Annotated in this window: 1 protein-coding gene; it reads left to right on the top strand. The window is 46.1% G+C overall.

All coding sequences use genetic code 11. From position 1 onward, the window contains the following. The first annotated feature begins 103 nt into the window (after positions 1–103). A complete protein-coding gene (bacC, locus tag CP943_RS13175; protein ID WP_105981064.1) occupies positions 104–19,177 on the top strand; it encodes a bacitracin non-ribosomal peptide synthetase BacC in 19,074 nt (6,357 codons plus the stop codon). The last annotated feature ends 47 nt before the right edge of the window (positions 19,178–19,224 follow it).

Below are 19,224 nucleotides of genomic sequence, written 5' to 3'. Positions count from 1 at the left end.
AAAAGCTAAAGAAGCCCCCTTGAAATGGTTAACCTGCTGCTTAAAAATGGGCGGCCCATGTGGATCTGAAAACAAAAGGAATTCTAGGAGATGAGATGACGATATGAAAACAAAAGTTGAGAAAATATATCCGTTATCAAACATGCAAAAAGGAATGCTGTTTCATGCCATGAAAGACGAAGCGTCACACGCATATTTTGAGCAGTTCATCATTGAATTAAAAGGTGATGTGGATGAGCGGATGTTTGAAGAAAGCCTAAATGAAGTCATGAAAAGGCATGAGATCCTAAGAGCATCATTTCATCACAGATTGGATGAGCCGCTGCACGTCATTATCAAAGATCGGCACATGAAGTTTGACTATCTTGATATACGAGGCCGGCATGAGCAAGACGGCGTTTTGGAGAGTTATTTGGCAGAAGATAGACAAAAGGGTTTTAACTTAGCCAAAGATACGTTGATGAGAGCTTGTCTCATCAGAACGTCTGACGATTCGTATCAATTTGTCTGGACGTATCATCACATCTTGCTTGACGGATGGTGCCTTGGCATCATCCTGGATGAGCTGTTGACGATATATGAAATGAAGCGGAAAGGCCAACATCATCAATTGGAAGACCCGAGGCCGTACAGCGATTATATCAAATGGCTGGAGGATCAGGATAAAGAAGAAGCTCAGAGCTATTGGGAGAGCTATTTGAGCGGCTATGATCAAAAAAATTCGCTTCCAAAGCTTCGCACACCTTCTGAGACGGGTTTTAAAAGAAGAGAGAAAACGATTGAATGTTCCAAAGAATTGACAAATCGCCTCATCAAATTGGCCAACCAGAATCATGTAACGATCAATACCGTGTTGCAAAGCATTTGGGGCGTGATTTTGGCGAAATACAACAACAGCGAGGATGTGGTGTTCGGAACCGTTGTTTCCGGCAGAGATGCCGAAGTGGAAGGTATAGAAACAATGGTCGGCGTCTTCATCAACACCATCCCGACCAGAATCAGGCTGGGCAAAGACAAGCTTTTTAAAGACGTTCTGCGCCAAACCCAAGCCGACGCTTTGGAAAGCAGCCGCTACAATTACATGAATTTAGCGGAGGTTCAAGCGCTAAGCGAGTTGAAAAATGATTTGATCGACCATGTCATGGTCTTTGAAAACTATGCCGTTGACCAAAAAGCGTTTGAAGAAAAAAATGATGTAGGTTTTGAAATGGTGAATGTCAGCGGGGAAGAACAGACCAATTATCATTTCAGCATTTCCGCGGCTCTTGACGATCAATTAAAGCTGCTCTTCATCTATGATGAAAATGTATATGACGACACCATCATCGAAACATTAGAAAAGCATATCATCACCGTCGCAGAACAAGTGGCGGAAGATGAGGCACAAACATTACAAGACATCAACCTTGTGTCAAAAGAAGAACAACAGAGGATTTTAGACACATTCAACGATACAAAAACGGATTATCCGAAAGACAAGCCGCTTCATGAGCTCTTTGAGGAACAGGCCATGAAGACGCCTGACCAGACGGCTCTTGTGTTCGGTGCTCAGCGCATGACCTATAGAGAGCTGAATAAGAAAGCAAACCAAACCGCGAGACTCCTCAGGGAAAAAGGGATCGGCAGAGGCTCGATTGCCGCGATCATCGCGGACCGCTCCTTTGAGATGATCATCGGCATCATCGGTATTTTAAAAGCGGGAGGCACGTATTTGCCGATCGATCCTGAAACGCCTAGGGACAGAATCGATTATATGTTGGAAAATAGCGGTGCGGCATTGTTAGTAACAACAGATTCGCTTCTTCAACCTTTTGATATAAAAACCGTTGATTTGCGTTCGGACGAGTTGCACTTACTAAGCGGAGAGAATCTTCCGCGTGTGAATTGCTCAAGCGATACAGCGTACATCGTCTACACGTCCGGCTCAACCGGAACACCAAAAGGAGTGGTCATCCCGCATTACAGTGCGGCAAGAGTCGTTAAAAACACCAATTATATCGACATCACTGAAGATGACGCCATTCTCCAGCTGTCCAACTATTCGTTTGACGGATCGGTGTTCGACATCTTCGGCGCTCTCTTAAACGGAGCCTCACTCGTCCTGATCGAAAAAGAGACGGTCTTGAATACACATGAGTTGGCCGAAGTGATTGAGAAAGAACGAGTCAGCGTGATGTTCATTACGACAGCGCTGTTCAATACGCTCGCCGACATCAATATCGGCTGCCTTGCCAAGCTGCGGAAAATCCTTTTCGGCGGGGAAAGAGCGTCGATACCGCATGTGAGAAAAGTGTTGGATCATGTCGGCCGGGATAAATTGATTCATGTTTACGGCCCGACGGAAAGCACGGTATATGCGACATATTATTTCATCAATGAAATAGATGAAAAAGCCGATACAATCCCGATCGGCAGCCCGCTGGCGAATACGTCAGTCTTGATCATGGATGAAGCCGGCAAGCTCGTGCCGATCGGGGTTCCCGGAGAGCTGTGCATCGCAGGCGATGGTTTAAGCACAGGATATTTAAACCGCGAGGAACTGACGGCGGAAAAATTCATCCCGCATCCGTTCATTCCGGGAGAAAGGCTGTACAAAACAGGTGATTTAGCGAAATGGCTGCCTGACGGCAACATCGAATTCATCGGCCGAATCGACCATCAGGTGAAAATCCGCGGCTTCAGAATCGAACTCGGCGAAATCGAAAGCCGGTTGGAGATGCATGAAGACATCAACGAGACGATCGTTACCGTCAGAGAAGACGGAGAGAACCGCCCGTACATTTGCGCCTATATCACGGCAAAGCGTGAGATTTCCCTTGATGAGCTGAAAGGGTTTTTAGGTGAAAAGCTTCCGGATTATATGATTCCCGCCTATTTCGTGAACATGGACAAGCTGCCGCTCACCAAAAACGGGAAAGTGGACAGAAAAGCCCTGCCTGAGCCGGACAGAACGATGGGAGCGGAAAGTGAGTATGAGGCGCCGCGAAATGAAACGGAAGAAAAGCTGGCAGCAATTTGGCGTGATATTTTAAAGGTGGAAAAGGCCGGTATCAACGATCATTTCTTCGAGCTGGGGGGACATTCTCTCAAAGCGGCCGCGATGGCGGCAAGAATCCGAAAGGAGCTCAAAGCGGAAATCCCTCTTGGGCAAATCTTTAAAACGCCGACAATCAAAGGATTGGGAGAATATATCAGATCGACAAAAGATAGTGTTGATTCATCTATTAAAAAAGTGGAAGAAAAAGAATACTATCGTCTTTCATCCGCGCAAAAAAGACTGTACATTCTAGGTCAAATCGAAGGGAGCGGATTGTCCTACAACATCCCTTTTACCATGAAAGTCAAGGGCTCCTTCGATATACGCCGGTTTGAGAACGCATTGCAAATTGTCATTCAAAGACATGAAGCGCTTAGAACGTCCTTCTTGATGGCGGATGGAGAGCCAGTTCAAAAGATTGAAAAAGAAGTAGATTTCAGCATCAAATCCAGCGAAATAGAGTCTCTATCCATTCAAGAGATCATCAAACAATTTGTCAGACCGTTTGATTTAAAAAAGGCCCCGCTTTTTAGAACAGAGGTGGTCAAGGTTGACGACGAGGAACATATCATTCTGTTTGATATGCACCATATCATTTCAGACGGCGCATCGATGGGGGTTTTGACAAAAGAAATTTGCGATTTGTACGGCGGAAAAGAACTGGAGCCGCTCAGCCTCCAATATAAAGACTATTCAGAATGGCAAAGGGATTTTTATCAAAAAGATGAGATGAAAAGGCAAAAAGAGTACTGGCTCAATATTTTCAAAGGCGAGATTCCAGTCCTCAACATGCCGACGGATTACCCGAGGCCGCAAATGCACAGTGTTGAAGGCGATAGAATCGGTTTTGCAATCGACGGCGAATTGACGAAGAAGCTCAAGCGGATCGCCAAAAACAACGGAGCGACCATGTATATGCTTCTTCTGGCGGCATATACGGTTTTGCTTAGAACATATAGCGGACAGGAAGATTTGATTATCGGAACGCCGATTCAAGGAAGAAAACATCACGAGCTGAAACATGTAATCGGAATGTTTGTCAATACGCTGGCGATGAGAAATCATCCGAAGGGCGACAAGACATTCGCTGAATTTTTGCAAGATGTAAAAGAGACGGCGCTGAAGGCGTATGAAAACCAAGATTATCAATTTGACGATCTTGTCGAACAGCTTGACCTTGAACGCGACATGAGCAGAAATCCGCTGTTTGATACGATGTTTGTCCTGCAAAACTTGGAAAAAGCGGATGCTGAAATAGAAGGGCTCACATTTGAACCGTTTGAAAGCGACATCCATATTTCAAAATTTGACCTCACTTTATCGGCAATCGAAAAAGACTCGAAGATCGAATTTGATTTGGAATACTGTACAAAGCTGTTTAAAAGAGAAACGGTCGAAAGGATGGCGGCGCATTTCGTCCGTGCTTTAGAGGATATTTCCAATCGGCCGGACAAGCGGCTTGATCAAATAGAGGCCATGTCAGAAGACGAAAAAAACACATTGTTATACCGGTTTAATGATACGAAAACTGATGCTCCAACAGACAAAACCATTTGCCGGCTGTTTGCGGAGCGGGCGGAGACATCGCCTGACCAAACCGCGGTCGTGTTTGAAGATCAAAAGCTGACCTATCGACAATTGCATGAGAGGTCAAATCAGCTGGCCCGGTTTTTAAGAGACAAAGGGGTTAAACCGGACACAGCCGTCGGCATCATGGTGGACCGCTCTCCCGAGATGATCATCGGCCTTCTGGGAATTTTGAAGGCCGGAGGCGCGTACCTGCCGCTTGATCCGGCATATCCTGAAGACAGGATCAAATACATCCTAGGCGACAGCCAAACAAAGTTTCTTCTGTCGGAAGAGGCGCTCATCAAAAAACGGTCCTTTATCAAAGAGGCCGGCATGATCAACATTGATATTCACGACAAACAAATTGCCGCACTGGATGCGGCTCAATTGGAGACTGTCAGCCATAGTGGGGATTTGGCTTACATCATCTATACTTCAGGGTCCACAGGAAAACCGAAGGGCGTCTTAATCGAACAAAAAGGGCTGAGCAATCTTGTTTCAGCAGTTGTCAAATTGATGCATTTAAACACGGACAGCAGAGTGATTCAATTTGCTTCACTATCATTTGATGCGTCAGCATTTGAAATCTTTCCGGCGCTGGCAGCCGGGGCGGCTTTAGTGTTGGGACGGCAGGAGGAAATGATGCCGGGGCAGCCGTTAACAAGCTTTCTAAGACAGTATGACATCACTCATGCGACTTTGCCGCCGACCGTTCTGAATGTGTTGGATGAATTCAGATTGGAAAACCTCAAAGTGATCGTTTCCGCGGGCTCTGCCTGCACTGAAGAACTCGCAAAAAGGTGGTTCGGAAATCGGCTGTTTATCAATGCCTACGGACCGACGGAAACGACGGTCTGTGCAACGGCGGGGGTTTACGGAGGATCCGGTCGTCCTCATATCGGCAGTCCGATTGACAATACAAACGTATATGTATTGGATCAAAACCAGAAGCCTGTGCCGACAGGCGTTGTTGGAGAGCTTTGCGTCGGCGGAATCAGTCTTGCACGCGGGTATTTAAACCGGCCGGAACTGACAGCCGAAAAGTTTATTTCACATCCGTTTGTATCAGGGGAAAGATTGTACCGGACGGGTGATCTGGCCAGATGGCTGCCCGGTGGACATCTCGAGTTTTTAGGAAGAATAGACCATCAGGTGAAAATACGCGGATACCGGATTGAACTGGGAGAAATCGAGAATCAATTGCTCAAGCTTGACAAAATCGACGAAGCGGCGGTTATAGCCAGGAAGGACGATGACAACAGCGATTATTTGTGCGCTTATATCGTCTCCAAAGAAGACTGGACATCAACCGAGCTCAGTGAATGGCTCGAAAAAGAGCTCCCTCACTATATGATTCCGGCTTATTTTGTCAGACTGGATAAGCTGCCGCTCACCGCAAACGATAAAGTCGATCGAAAAGCCCTCCCTGCACCTGACAGACATGTCGCAACAGGAGCGGAATACGAAGCACCGCGGGATGACACAGAAGCTAAGCTCGTTGACATCTGGAGGGATGTTCTCGGTGCCGGAGACATCGGTATCAGCCATCACTTCTTTGCAGCAGGAGGAGATTCGATCAAGGCGTTGCAAATCGTCTCAAGGCTGTCCAGGCTTGGCCTGAAGCTTGAAATGAAGGATCTGTTCGCCAATCCGAGAATCAAGGATCTTTCCAAGTATGTTAAAAAACAATCACAGAGGCAAAATGCCAATACAATCGTCACGGGACATGCAGAACTCACTCCGATCCAAAAATGGTATTTTACTAATAACAAAGAAGAGCTGGATCACTTTAACCAGTCATTTGTGCTCTTCAGAAAGGGCGGATTTGACGAAAGCTGTGTTAAAAAGACTTTCAATAAAATAATGGAGCAGCACGACGCGTTAAGGATGATCTATGAGGAAAAAGGCGGGGACTTCATTCAGTACAACAGAAGCTTTCAGAAAGACCTGTTCGACCTGGATGTTTATGATGTAAGAGGGCTTGATCGTCAAGCGGAAAAGGTGTATGAGCTGGCGACAAGCATTCAAAAACAAACATCGATCAGAAAAGGAAAACTTGTTCATCTCGGCATCTTCCGGGCTGATGAGGGCGACCACCTGCTCATTGTAATCCATCACCTTGTCGTCGACGGTGTATCGTGGAGAATACTGTTTGAGGACTTCGAAACATTGTACAGTCAGGCATTAAAGGGGCAAACGCTCGAGATCGGCTACAAAACGGATTCCTATCAAGAATTCGCCCGCAGGTTAAAAGCATACGCCCGCAGCCGAACCTTATTGAAGGAAGCCAAATATTGGCGGAACGTTGCCAAGGCACGTGTCCGGTTTATTCCGCCAAAGAACATATTAAAGGAAGATGTATACGAAAACAGCACGACGTTGAGCATCAAGCTCGGCAAAGAGGCAACAGCGGACCTTTTGCGAAACACGAACAGAGCCTACAACACCGAAATCAACGATATTTTGTTAACGGCATTACTAACCGGAGCAAAGGACATCACAGGGGAAAACAAACTGAAGGTCATGATGGAAGGCCACGGCAGGGAAGATATTTTAGAAGGCGTTGACATCACGAGAACAATCGGCTGGTTTACGACGATGTATCCGGTGCTTCTTGATGCAGGAGAAGAAAAAGCCCTCTCCCAACATATCAAAATGGTCAAAGAAACGTTGAGAAAAATACCGAATAAAGGAATCGGCTACGGGCTCTTAAAGTATATGGCCGAAGACCCGGATTTTATCAACGAAGAAAAGGCCCGGATTTCATTTAACTATTTAGGCGAGATCGATGCCGACATGAATCGCGGCGAATTTTCCGGCTCAAGCTTCTCCGAAGGGGAAAGCATCGGCGGAAAAATCGCGAGAAGTCATTCTATCGAAATCAACGCCATCGTGATTCATCATGAGCTGGTGATTCATACAACCTTTAATCAAATGGAATACGAAAAAGATACGATCAGCCGGCTGAATCATCAATTAAAAGAACGCCTGGAACAAATCATTAAGCACTGCACGCAACAGACGGAAAGCGAAAGAACGCCGTCCGACTATGGAGATACAAATATCAGTTTAGACGAACTTGAAGAAATCAAAGGAAGATACAGAGGCGTCATTGAAAAAATCTATCCGCTTGCCAACATGCAAAAAGGTATGCTGTTCCATGCCATCGAGGATCATACCTCAGATGCATATTTTCAGCAGACGGTTATGGATATTGAAGGATATGTCGATCCGGCGATTCTTGAGGCAAGCTTTAATGACATCATGAAACGGCATGAAATCTTAAGGGCCTCTTATGAATATGAAATTGTTGAAGAACCGAGGCAGATCATCATCGAAAACCGCAGCATCGATTTCACCTATTTCAATATCGCGAAAAGCTCCGCACAGCAACAGGAAATGTTCATTGAGAGATTGATCAATGAAGATCGAAAAAAAGGCTTTGATTTAAGCAGAGATGTGTTAATGAGGGCTTACTTGCTGAAAACGGCGGAGCGCTCGTACCGGCTTGTCTGGAGCCATCACCATATTTTACTCGATGGCTGGTGCCTTGGCATCATCATGCGTGAGCTGTTTGTCATCTACGAAAACCGGATGAACGGCAAAGCCAGTCCATTAAAGGAGACGAAGCCGTACAGCGATTATATTAAGTGGCTTGAAAGACAGGATCAGGAAGAGGGCCGTCAATATTGGCGCGAATATTTAAAAGGGTATGAGGAACAGGCACAGCTGCCTACATTAACAAAACGCAAAAAAAGCAGCCTGTATGACCGCCGGGAGAAGGTCATCCATTTGTCAAAACAGCTGACAAAACAATTGAAGGCGCTCGCTGCTAAAAACAGCGTTACGCTTCATACGGTGATTCAAACGATTTGGGGCTTGATGCTTACGAAATATAATAAGATCGATGATGTCGTGTTTGGAACGGTCGTATCGGGCAGGGAAGCAAACGTAGACGGAATCGAAGACATGATCGGTCTGTTTATCAACACCATCCCGACAAGAATCAGATTCAATGAGCAGGCGCGTTTTAACGAATGTTTGCAAAAGGTTCAGGAAGATGCGATTCAAAGCAACCGCTACAACTATATGAATCTCGCTGAAGTCCAGGCTTTGAGCAGCTTAAAGAAAGATCTGATCGATCATATTCTCGTATTTGAGAACTATGAAACTGATGAACAGGACTTTGAAGAGAGTCAAATGAAGACAGGCTTTAAGGTGAATGAGATCAGCGCTGCGGAACAAAGCAATTACAGCTTTAGCATGTCGGTGACTCCTGGCGAAGAGCTCACCCTTGTTTTGACATATGACGGCAATGTCTATGACAGGGATATCATCAACAATATCGAAGGTCATATCAAAAGGGTCGCTGAGCAAGTGACGGCAAATGAGAACCCGAAAATCGCAGAGATTGACATGCTGGCGGAGGAAGAAAGAAAGACGCTTCTATATGAGTTCAACCGGACAAACGCAGATTATCCAAGGAATAAAACGATCCATCAATTATTTGAAGAACAGGCGGAACGGACGCCTGGGCATACTGCGGTCGTATTTGAAAAGGAGAAGCTCTCGTACAAAGCACTGAATGAAAGGTCAAATCAGCTGGCGGGACTGTTAAGGGAAAAAGGCGTAAAACCTGACATGATCGTCGGCGTTATGGCGGAGCGTTCTGTGGAGATGATTGTCGGAATGCTGGCGGTGCTGAAGGCCGGAGGCGCATACTTGCCGATCGATCCCGAATATCCGGAAGACCGGATCAGATACATGATCGAAGACAGCGGCATCAGCATCCTGCTGAAAAAGGCGGACAAACAGATTGACGTTGATCTCACCTGTATCGATATGAACGAAAAAGGGCTGACAAAAGACAAAGCCACAGAGAACTTAGAGCACACGAGCGGTTCTTCTGACATGGCTTATGTCATCTATACCTCAGGTTCGACCGGAAAGCCGAAGGGTGTCATGGTCAACCATCAATCAATTGTTAATACGCTTTATTGGAGGAAACAATCGTATGGCTACAGTACAGCCGATGCCACACTTCAAGTGCCGTCCTTTTCATTTGACAGTTCTGTTGAAGATATTTTCACGACGCTTATATCTGGGGCGAAGCTGGTTTTAATTAGAGATTTGCGGATGAATCCGCGTGAGATCATCGGTGCGTTGCGAACGCATAAAGCGACAAACTTGCTGGCCGTTCCGAGCTTTTATCTAAGCCTGCTCGACACGATTGAGCAGCCTTTAGAGGATTTAAGATTTATCACGGTCGCAGGGGAAGGCTTCAATGAAAGTCTGATCCGGCAGCATTTTGAAAAGCTGCCGAACGTCAAATTGTTTAATGAATACGGACCGACGGAAAACAGCGTTTGCTCAACGCGGGGCGAGCTGCAAAAAGATGACGAAAAAGTCGTCATCGGCCGGCCGATCAGCAATCACAAGGCTTATATTTTAAATCACAACCAGCAACTGCTGCCGTTGGGCACACCCGGTGAACTTTGTCTGAGCGGGGAAGGCCTTGCCCGCGGATACTTAAACAGACCTGACCTCACGCTTGGAAAATTTGTTCCAAACCCGTTTGTTCCAGGAGAAAACATGTACAGGACGGGGGATCTCGCAAGATTTTTACCTGATGGCCAAATCGAATATTTAGGAAGAATCGACCACCAAGTCAAAATCCGCGGATTCAGAATCGAACTGAGCGAAATCGAAAACCAATTGCTGAAAATAGAAGGCATTGACGCGGCGGCAGTTATGGCGCGGGAAGATCAAGCCGGCGGAAAATACCTATGCGCATATATCGTCGCGGACAAAACGGCCGGCGTTGCAGATGTCAGAAAATGCTTGTTAAAGGAACTGCCGGATTACATGGTGCCGTCATACTTTGTCAAGCTCGATCAATTGCCGCTTACGGCAAACGGCAAAATCGACAGAAAAGCGCTCCCTGAACCTAGCGGCACAATCAGTGAAGCGACGTACGAAGCACCGAGGAACCGCACAGAGGAAAAGCTTGTCTCAATCTGGGAGGACGTTTTAGGGATCGAAAACATCGGAATCAGCCACAATTTCTTTGAACTTGGCGGCCATTCCTTAAAAGCTGCGGCATTGACTGCAAAATTGCATAAAGAAATGAAGATTGAAGTCCCTTTAAGACAAATATTCGAAACACCAACAATCAAAGACATCGGTGATTTTATCGAATCCATGAAAGAAAGCCCTTATGCGTCCATCACACAAGCGGAAGAGAAAGAGTATTACGCATTGTCATCCGCACAAAGAAGGCTGTATATCCTTAATCAAATCGAACCAGGCGGCCTCTCTTACAACATGCCTTTCGCCATGAAAATTGCAGGAGATTTTGATGTCGACCGGTTCGAGGATGCTTTTCGGCAATTGATAGAAAGACATGAAGCCTTGAGGACGGCCTTTGTGGTGGTTGACGGCGAGCCTGTACAAAAAATCGAAAAAGAAGTCGATTTTAAAGTGAAGTACGGACGACTCGGACAGGACCGGCTGGAAGAAAAAATCAAAGCGTTCATCAAGCCGTTTGCTTTGGAAAAAGCGCCGCTTTTAAGAGTGGAAGTATTAAAAGCGAGTGGCGATGAACATGTACTGATGTTCGACATGCACCATATCATTTCAGACGGGGTATCCATGGCCATTTTCACAAGAGAACTGGCCGAGTTGTATGAGGGGAAAACATTGCAGCCGTTAACGATTCAGTACAAAGACTTTTCAGAATGGCAAAAACTTTTTTATCAAAAAGATGAGATTAAACGCCAGGAAGACTACTGGCTCAACGTTTTTCAAGGTGAAGTGCCGGTGCTGAATTTGCCGGCGGATGAAAAACGTCCGCAAAAGCGTTCGATTGAAGGAGATATCGTTCAGTTTGAAATAGACGGCGAAACGTCCGCCATGCTGAACAAACTGGCGAAAGAGAACGGCGCGACGATGTATATGTTGCTTTTGGCGGGATACACAACGCTCTTGGCGAAGTATACAGGCCAGGAGGATATCGTTGTCGGCTCACCGATCGCGGGAAGGCATCACAGCGATTTGAAACATGTCATCGGAGTGTTTATCAACACGCTGGCGATGAGGAACCATCCAATAGGAGACATGCCATTTGCCGATTATTTAAAAGAGGTTAAAGAAACGGCGCTGAAAGCTTATGAAAATCAAGACTATCCATTTGATGAACTGGTTGAAAAACTTGATGTCAAACGGGATATGAGCAGACACCCGCTGTTTGATACCATGCTTGTTCTGCAAAACTTCGACGGCGATGAAGCGGACATCGATGGCTTGATATTCCAGCCACTCCAAACCGAGGTGAACATCTCAAAATTTGATTTGACGCTGACAGCCGCTGAGACAAATGAAGGCATTCAATGTGTTTTCAACTACAGTACAAAATTGTTTAAGCGGTCCACGATTGAAAGAATGGCGGGCCATTTGATCAATATTTTAAAGGAAGCGGCAAACGATCCGCAAATGCCGTTGAGCGACGTGAACATGCTGTCAGATGAAGAAATCAGAGTGCTTCGGGATCAGAATCAAGGACAACGAACAGATTACCCTAAAGATCAAACGGTTCATCAGCTGTTTGAGCATCAGGCTGGCAAAACGCCGGAGCAAACAGCGGTGGTCTTTGCGGATGAAAAGCTGACGTACAGGGAACTGAACGAAAAAGCAAATCAATTGGCAAGGCTTTTGAGAGACAAAGGAGCAAGCGCCGGTGCACCTGTAGCGATCATGATTGAACCATCGCTTGAGATGATCATTTCCATGATGGCGGTACTGAAAGCCGGAGCGGCTTACGTGCCGATCGAGTCGGAGCAATTGGCCAAACGGACGAATGAGATTTTAAGTGACAGCAGAGCTGCAATATTGCTTGTCAAAGGCTCTGTCAAAGAAAACGTCGCGTTCGCTGGAGAAATCGTCAATGTTGCCGACGGTTTGATTGATGCGAAGGCCGCGTCAAACCTGTCTGCATCGGGTGCAGCCGATCAGAATGCATATATTATATACACATCAGGCTCCACCGGAAAGCCGAAAGGCGTATTTATCAGACACGGGAATGTGGTGAATTATACAGCATGGTTTATGAAGGAAGCGGGTCTTACAGAAAACGACAAAGCCATGCTTGTGTCTTCATATGCGTTCGATTTGGGCTATACGAGCATCTTTTCGGCGCTGTTAAGCGGAAGCGAACTGCATATCGCACGAAAAGAATGCTATACAAATGCGCACCGGGCTTTAAAGTATATCAAAGAAAACGGCATCACCTATATCAAACTGACGCCGTCTCTGTTTAACATTTTTGTCAATGATCCGGGCTTTTCCGCCGAAAAACCTTGCGCTTCTCTCAGGCTGGTCGTCTTGGGCGGGGAGATGATCAATACAAGGGATGTTGAGACATTTTACAACCAATATCCCGATCATGTAGTCATGAATCATTATGGCCCGACGGAAACGACAATCGGCTCAGTCTTTAAAGTAATCGACCCGGAACACCTCAATTCTTTCAAAGAATATCCGGTTATCGGCACTCCGATCCATAATACGAATGCATATGTGCTTGATGAAAATATGAAACTGCTTCCGGAAGGTGTGTACGGAGAGCTCTGCATCGCAGGCGCCGGAGTGACAGGCGGCTATGTAAACAAACCGGATATCACGAAAGAAAAATTCGTCGAAGATCCGTTTGCACCGCATACAAAAATGTACAGGACCGGGGACCTTGCCAGAAGGCTGAGCAATGGAAATATCGAACTTGCAGGACGGATGGACAGCCAAGTAAAGGTAAGGGGCTACAGAATAGAACCGGAAGAAATCAAAAACAGGCTGTTGGCTCATGATGATATCAAGGAAGCCTTTATTGCTGCAAGGGAAGACCATAAAGGTGCAAAACAGCTGTGCGCCTATTTCACAGCAAACGCCGAATTACCGTTCGAGGACATCAGGACGTATCTGATGCGCGAGCTTCCAGAATATATGATTCCGTCTTCATTTGTCCAAATTGAGAAGATGCCGCTTTCAGCCAACGGAAAGATCGATACAACCGCATTGCCTGAACCGCAGCCGGGAAAAGAGACGGAATACGAACCGCCGCGGAACGAGACGGAAGAAAAGCTTGTTCAAATATGGGAAGATGTGCTTGGCATTGACAAGATCGGGATCACTCATCACTTTTTTGCAGCAGGCGGCGATTCCATCAAAGCGCTGCAAATGATCTCAAGATTATCAAGAGAAGGCCTGTCGCTAGAAATGAAAGATCTGTTTGCAAATCCGCAAATCAAGTCTTTGAGCCGATATGTCAAGGCCGAAACCGACAAATCAGCATCATATGAAACGGTAGAGGGCGAGGTTCTCTTGACTCCGATTCAACAAGAGTATTTCTCGTTGAACAAAACGGACAGGAACCATTACAACCATGCGGTTATACTTTATAGGAAAAACGGATTCGACGAGAGCATCGTCAAACGTGTATTCAGAGAAATCATCCAACATCACGATACACTCCGGACGGTGTTTAGAGAAGAAGGCGGAAAGATCATTCAGTACAACCGGGGACCGGGCAAAAAGCTGTTTGACCTATTTGTCTATGATGTCTCGAGCGAAAACGACCAGCCACAGAAAGTGTACCAATTGGCAACGGAGCTTCAGCAAAGCATCGATATTAAAACCGGCCCTCTGGTTAAACTGGCGCTCTTCAAAACGAATAATGGGGATCACCTGCTGATCATCATCCATCACCTTGTGGTCGACGGTATCTCCTGGAGAATATTATTTGAAGATTTGGCGCTGGGGTACAGTCAGTTATCAAATGGGGAAAAAGTCGAGTTCTATCCAAAAACAGCTTCCTACCAGGAATATGCACATCACATCACGGAATATTCAAAAACTGAAAAACTGCTTGGTGAAAAACAGTATTGGCTGAAGGCCGTTTGTGAAGACGTCAAATTCCTGGAAATGAATGAAGATGCAGGTGTCTTCAAAGTTGAGGACAGCAAAACATTCAGCACGGAACTCGAAAAAGAGGAGACAGCGCGGCTTTTAAGAGAAACAAACCAAGCTTACCGTACCGAAATCAACGATCTTCTGATCGCTGCGCTTCTGGTGGCGGCAAGAGATATGACCGGGCAAAATAAATTAAGAATCACGCTGGAGGGGCATGGAAGAGAACAGGTGGCAGATGGCATCGATATCAGCAGAACGGTCGGCTGGTTTACCTCGAAATACCCGGTATTCATCGATTTGGGACAAGAAACAGACATGTCCAGAACGATTAAAATGGTGAAAGAGCACTTGCGAAACGTGCCGAACAAAGGCATCGGCTACGGAATTTTAAAGTATCTCACCCGGGACAGTGAGATCGCAAAAGGCGCAACATCACCAATCTTGTTCAATTACCTGGGACAGCTTGATGAAGACATCAACAGCGGAGAATTTTCTTCATCACACCTGTCGCCGGGAGAAGCAGCCGGAAAGGGCATCACTAGAGAAAATCCACTCGAAATCAATGCGGTGGTCTTCAGGGGACAACTGGCCATTCAAACGACCTATAACACAAGAGCATACAGTGAAGACGTCGTCAGAACTTTTGCTCAAAAATATAAAGAAGCCTTGAAAGCGGTCATTCGCCACTGCGCGGAACGAGAAGAGACGGAAAAAACGCCGTCCGATTACGGAGACAAAGGCATCAGCTTAGATCAGCTTGAGGAAATCAAACTGAAATATAAAGGGATGGAAATCGAAAAAATCTATCCGCTTGCCAACATGCAAAGGGGCATGCTGTTCCACGCACTCGAAGACAAGGAATCACAGGCGTACTTTGAACAAATGGCCATCGATATGAAAGGATTGATCGATGAGCGTCTGTTTGCAGAAACGTTCAATGACATCATGGAAAGACACGAGATTCTAAGGGCCTCGATCGAGTATGAAATAACGGATGAACCAAGAAATGTGATCATCAAGGACAGAAAGATCAATCTTGACTATCATGACTTGCGAAAGCAGAGTCCGGCGGAACGGGAGCAAGTGATTCAAACGTATCGCAAAGCAGATCGGGAGAAAGGTTTTTGCTTAAACAGCGAACCATTGATCAGAGCCGCGCTAATGAGAACCGAGGATGACAGTTATACGTTCATATGGACAAACCACCATATTCTGCTTGACGGCTGGTCCCGGGGAATCATTATGGGAGAGCTGTTCCAAATGTATCATATGAAAGAAGGCGGGCAAAAACACCGGCTTGAAGAGGCAAGACCGTACAGCGATTATATCGGGTGGCTAGAGCAACAAGATAAAGAAGCTCCAAAAGCGTACTGGAGAAACTATTTATCAGGCTTTACCGAAAAATCGCCGATTTCGGTTTTGGCGAGTTCTTCCGGACATGCGAAATATAAGAGAAAAGAGGCCGTCATAGAATTCCCGCAACAATTAACCGGCCGGATCACAGAGCTTGCCAGCCGTAACAATGTCACCCTCCATACTGTTTTACAATGCATTTGGGGAATGCTTTTGGCAAGGTACAATCAAACGGATGATGTCGTATTCGGTACAGTCATTTCCGGCAGGGATGCACAAGTAGCCGGAATCGAAAAAATGGTCGGATTATTCATCAACACTGTACCGACGAGAATTAGACTGGAAAAAAGCCAAAGCTTTAAGGAACTCATCAAAAGCGTTCAGGAACAGGCTTTGGAAGGCAGGACATATCATGACATGAATCTGTCGGAAGTACAGTCGCTCAGTGAATTAAAAAGAGAGCTGCTGGATCATATCCTGATTTTCGAAAATTACGCGGTTGATCAGAGTGCATTTGAGACAAGCGGCAAACGCGGTGCTGGTTTTATCTTTGAAGAAATTCACGCCGAAGAACAAACAAATTACGGATTTAATATTGTGGCCGTCCCGGGCGAACGTTTGGTCATCAAATTGACTTATGACGGAAATATCTATCATGACCACATCATCGCCGGTATCAAAGGACACCTTCAACAAGTGATGGAACAGGTCGTCCAAAATGAAGATCAGTCATTAAACGACATCACAGTCCTTTCGGAAGCTGAAAGAAACAGGCTGTTGTACGAATGGAATGACACGAAAGCGGAATATCCGAATCAGACGATTCACCGGCTGTTTGAGGAACAAGCCGAAAAAACCCCTGAGCTTGCTGCGGTTGTCTCAGGAAATGACAAACTGACGTACCGTGAGCTCAATGAAAAATCAAATCAGCTTGCCAGATACCTCAGGGACAAAGGAGTCAAAGAGGATACGATTGTCGCCATCATGGCAGAACGCTCACCGGAAATGGTGGTCGGAATCATGGGCATTTTGAAAGCCGGAGGAGCCTATTTGCCGATTGATCCCGATTATCCGGAAGAAAGGATCAAGTATATGCTTGAAGACAGCGGAGCGGCCATCATCCTTGTGGATCACAAGCAGGACTTGGGCACACTTCATCAGGAAGCCGTCGAATTAACCGGAGATTTCAGCAGTTATCCGGCTGACAATCTGGAACTGGCGGGTAACACCGACAGCCTTGCATATATCATCTACACGTCAGGATCCACAGGAAAACCAAAAGGGGTCATGATCAGGCAAAGAGGGCTGGTTAACTATATTACCTGGGCTGCCCGTGTATATGTCCAAGGCGAACAGCTTGATTTTGCCCTCTACTCATCCATTGCCTTTGATTTAACGGTGACATCGATATTTACGCCATTAATCTCAGGCAACCGGGTGATTGTGTATCAGCATAGCAGGGACGGGGAACCGCTGATTCGAAAAGTGTTCAGAGACCAAAAAGCCGGGATTGTCAAATTAACCCCGTCTCATTTAAGCCTTGTCAAAGACATGGGTGCCAGCGGATCAAGCATCAAACGCCTGATCGTCGGCGGAGAAGATTTAAAAACGGAACTGGCCAAAGAAATCACGGAGAGATTTCATCACAACATTGAAATCTACAATGAATACGGTCCGACCGAAACGGTTGTCGGCTGCATGATCTATCAATATGATGCCGGACGGGACCGGCAAGTTTCTGTCCCGATCGGCAAGCCGGCCTCCAATGTCCAGCTCTATATTCTGGATGAGCGTCAGGAAGTACAGCCGGTCGGAATTGCCGGAGAGCTGTATATCAGCGGAGACGGAGTCGCAAAAGGCTATTTGAACAAACCGGAACTGACGTCTGAAAAATTCCTGCCAAATCCGTTTTTACCGGGTGAAAGAATGTATCGAACAGGAGATCTTGCAAGGATGAGGCCGGATGGACATATTGAGTATCTGGGCCGGATCGATCACCAAGTCAAGATTCGGGGCTACCGCATCGAACTTGGCGAAATCGAGCATCAATTGTTAAGGCACAGCGATATAAAAGAAGCGGCGGTTGCCGCCAAAACAGATCAAAGCAACGATCAAGTTCTTTGCGCATACGTCGTTTCCGAAAGAGACATCACACAGGAAGACATCAAAGCGTTTTTGGTTAAGGAGCTTCCGGAATATATGGTGCCGTCCTATTTGCTGAAGCTTGATGAGCTGCCGCTGACACCAAACGGAAAAGTCGACTTGAAGGCCCTTCCAGAGCCAGATCGAAGCGCGGGCGCTTTACTGGAATATGAGCCTCCAAGACATGAGTTGGAAGAAAAAATGGCCGCCATTTGGGAAGACATCCTGAATATCGAACTGATTGGCATCAACGCCAACATATTCGATATCGGAGCGAATTCTTTAAACATCATGTCATTTGTCTCTAGGCTATATGCAGAGCTTGGCTTCAGAGTTCCGTTTAAGGACATTTTCTCCAAGCCGACCATTAAAGAGCTGTCTGATTTTCTGAAGCATGCACAAGACCTGCTGAAAGACTACACAGATGATTGCATGCAGCTGACCAGGGCGGAAGAAGGCGGCAAAAACCTGTTCTGCTTCCCGCCGGCCGCGTCGATGGGCATTGCCTACATGGGCTTGGCCAAGTATCTAAAGCAGCATTCGGTGTACAGCTTCAACTTCATTCCATCCGCAAACAGGGTTCGAAAATACGCGGATATCATTAAAAACATTCAAGGTGAAGGGCCGTACACATTAATCGGCTATTCATCCGGCGGAATCCTGGCATTTGATGTGGCGAAAGAATTGAACCGGCAAGGATATGAAGTCGAAGATTTGATCATCATGGATTCAAAATATCGGACAAAAGCCGAGAAACATCAGTTCACAGAGGAGGAATACAGAGAAGAGATATCCAAAACATTTGAACTTGAGAAATACCGCGATGCAGAGAAATTATTGAGCGACTATTTAGTGGACTTGGTGATGAAGTCTTATGTATATATACAAAACACAGTCACAACCGGCGCAATTGACGGACATATCAGCTATATCAAGTCAAGCGACAATCAGCGGGATGAAAATATGATGATGTGGGAAAAAGCGGCGTCCAAAACCTTTACAGTCGTTCAAGGAGCCGGAACCCATATGCAAATGATCTCCAAGTCCCATCCCGACATTCTTGAAAGAAATGCAAGATTGATCCATGATATCATCAATAAGACTGTCAAAATATGAACAAAACGGCATCCTTTTCAGGGTGCCTTTTGTTTGCCTTATCAACT

Origin of the sequence: Bacillus paralicheniformis (assembly GCF_002993925.1) — a bacterium.
In the GTDB taxonomy this organism is placed as follows: domain Bacteria; phylum Bacillota; class Bacilli; order Bacillales; family Bacillaceae; genus Bacillus; species Bacillus paralicheniformis.
The sequence above is the reverse complement of the archived record's forward strand: the minus strand, read 5'-3'. Positions and strand labels throughout refer to the sequence as shown.

Coding starts and splice junctions, on each gene's coding strand:
- bacC (WP_105981064.1), top strand. CDS start 104: ATGAAAACAAAAGTTGAGAAAATATATCCGTTATCAAACATGCAAAAA.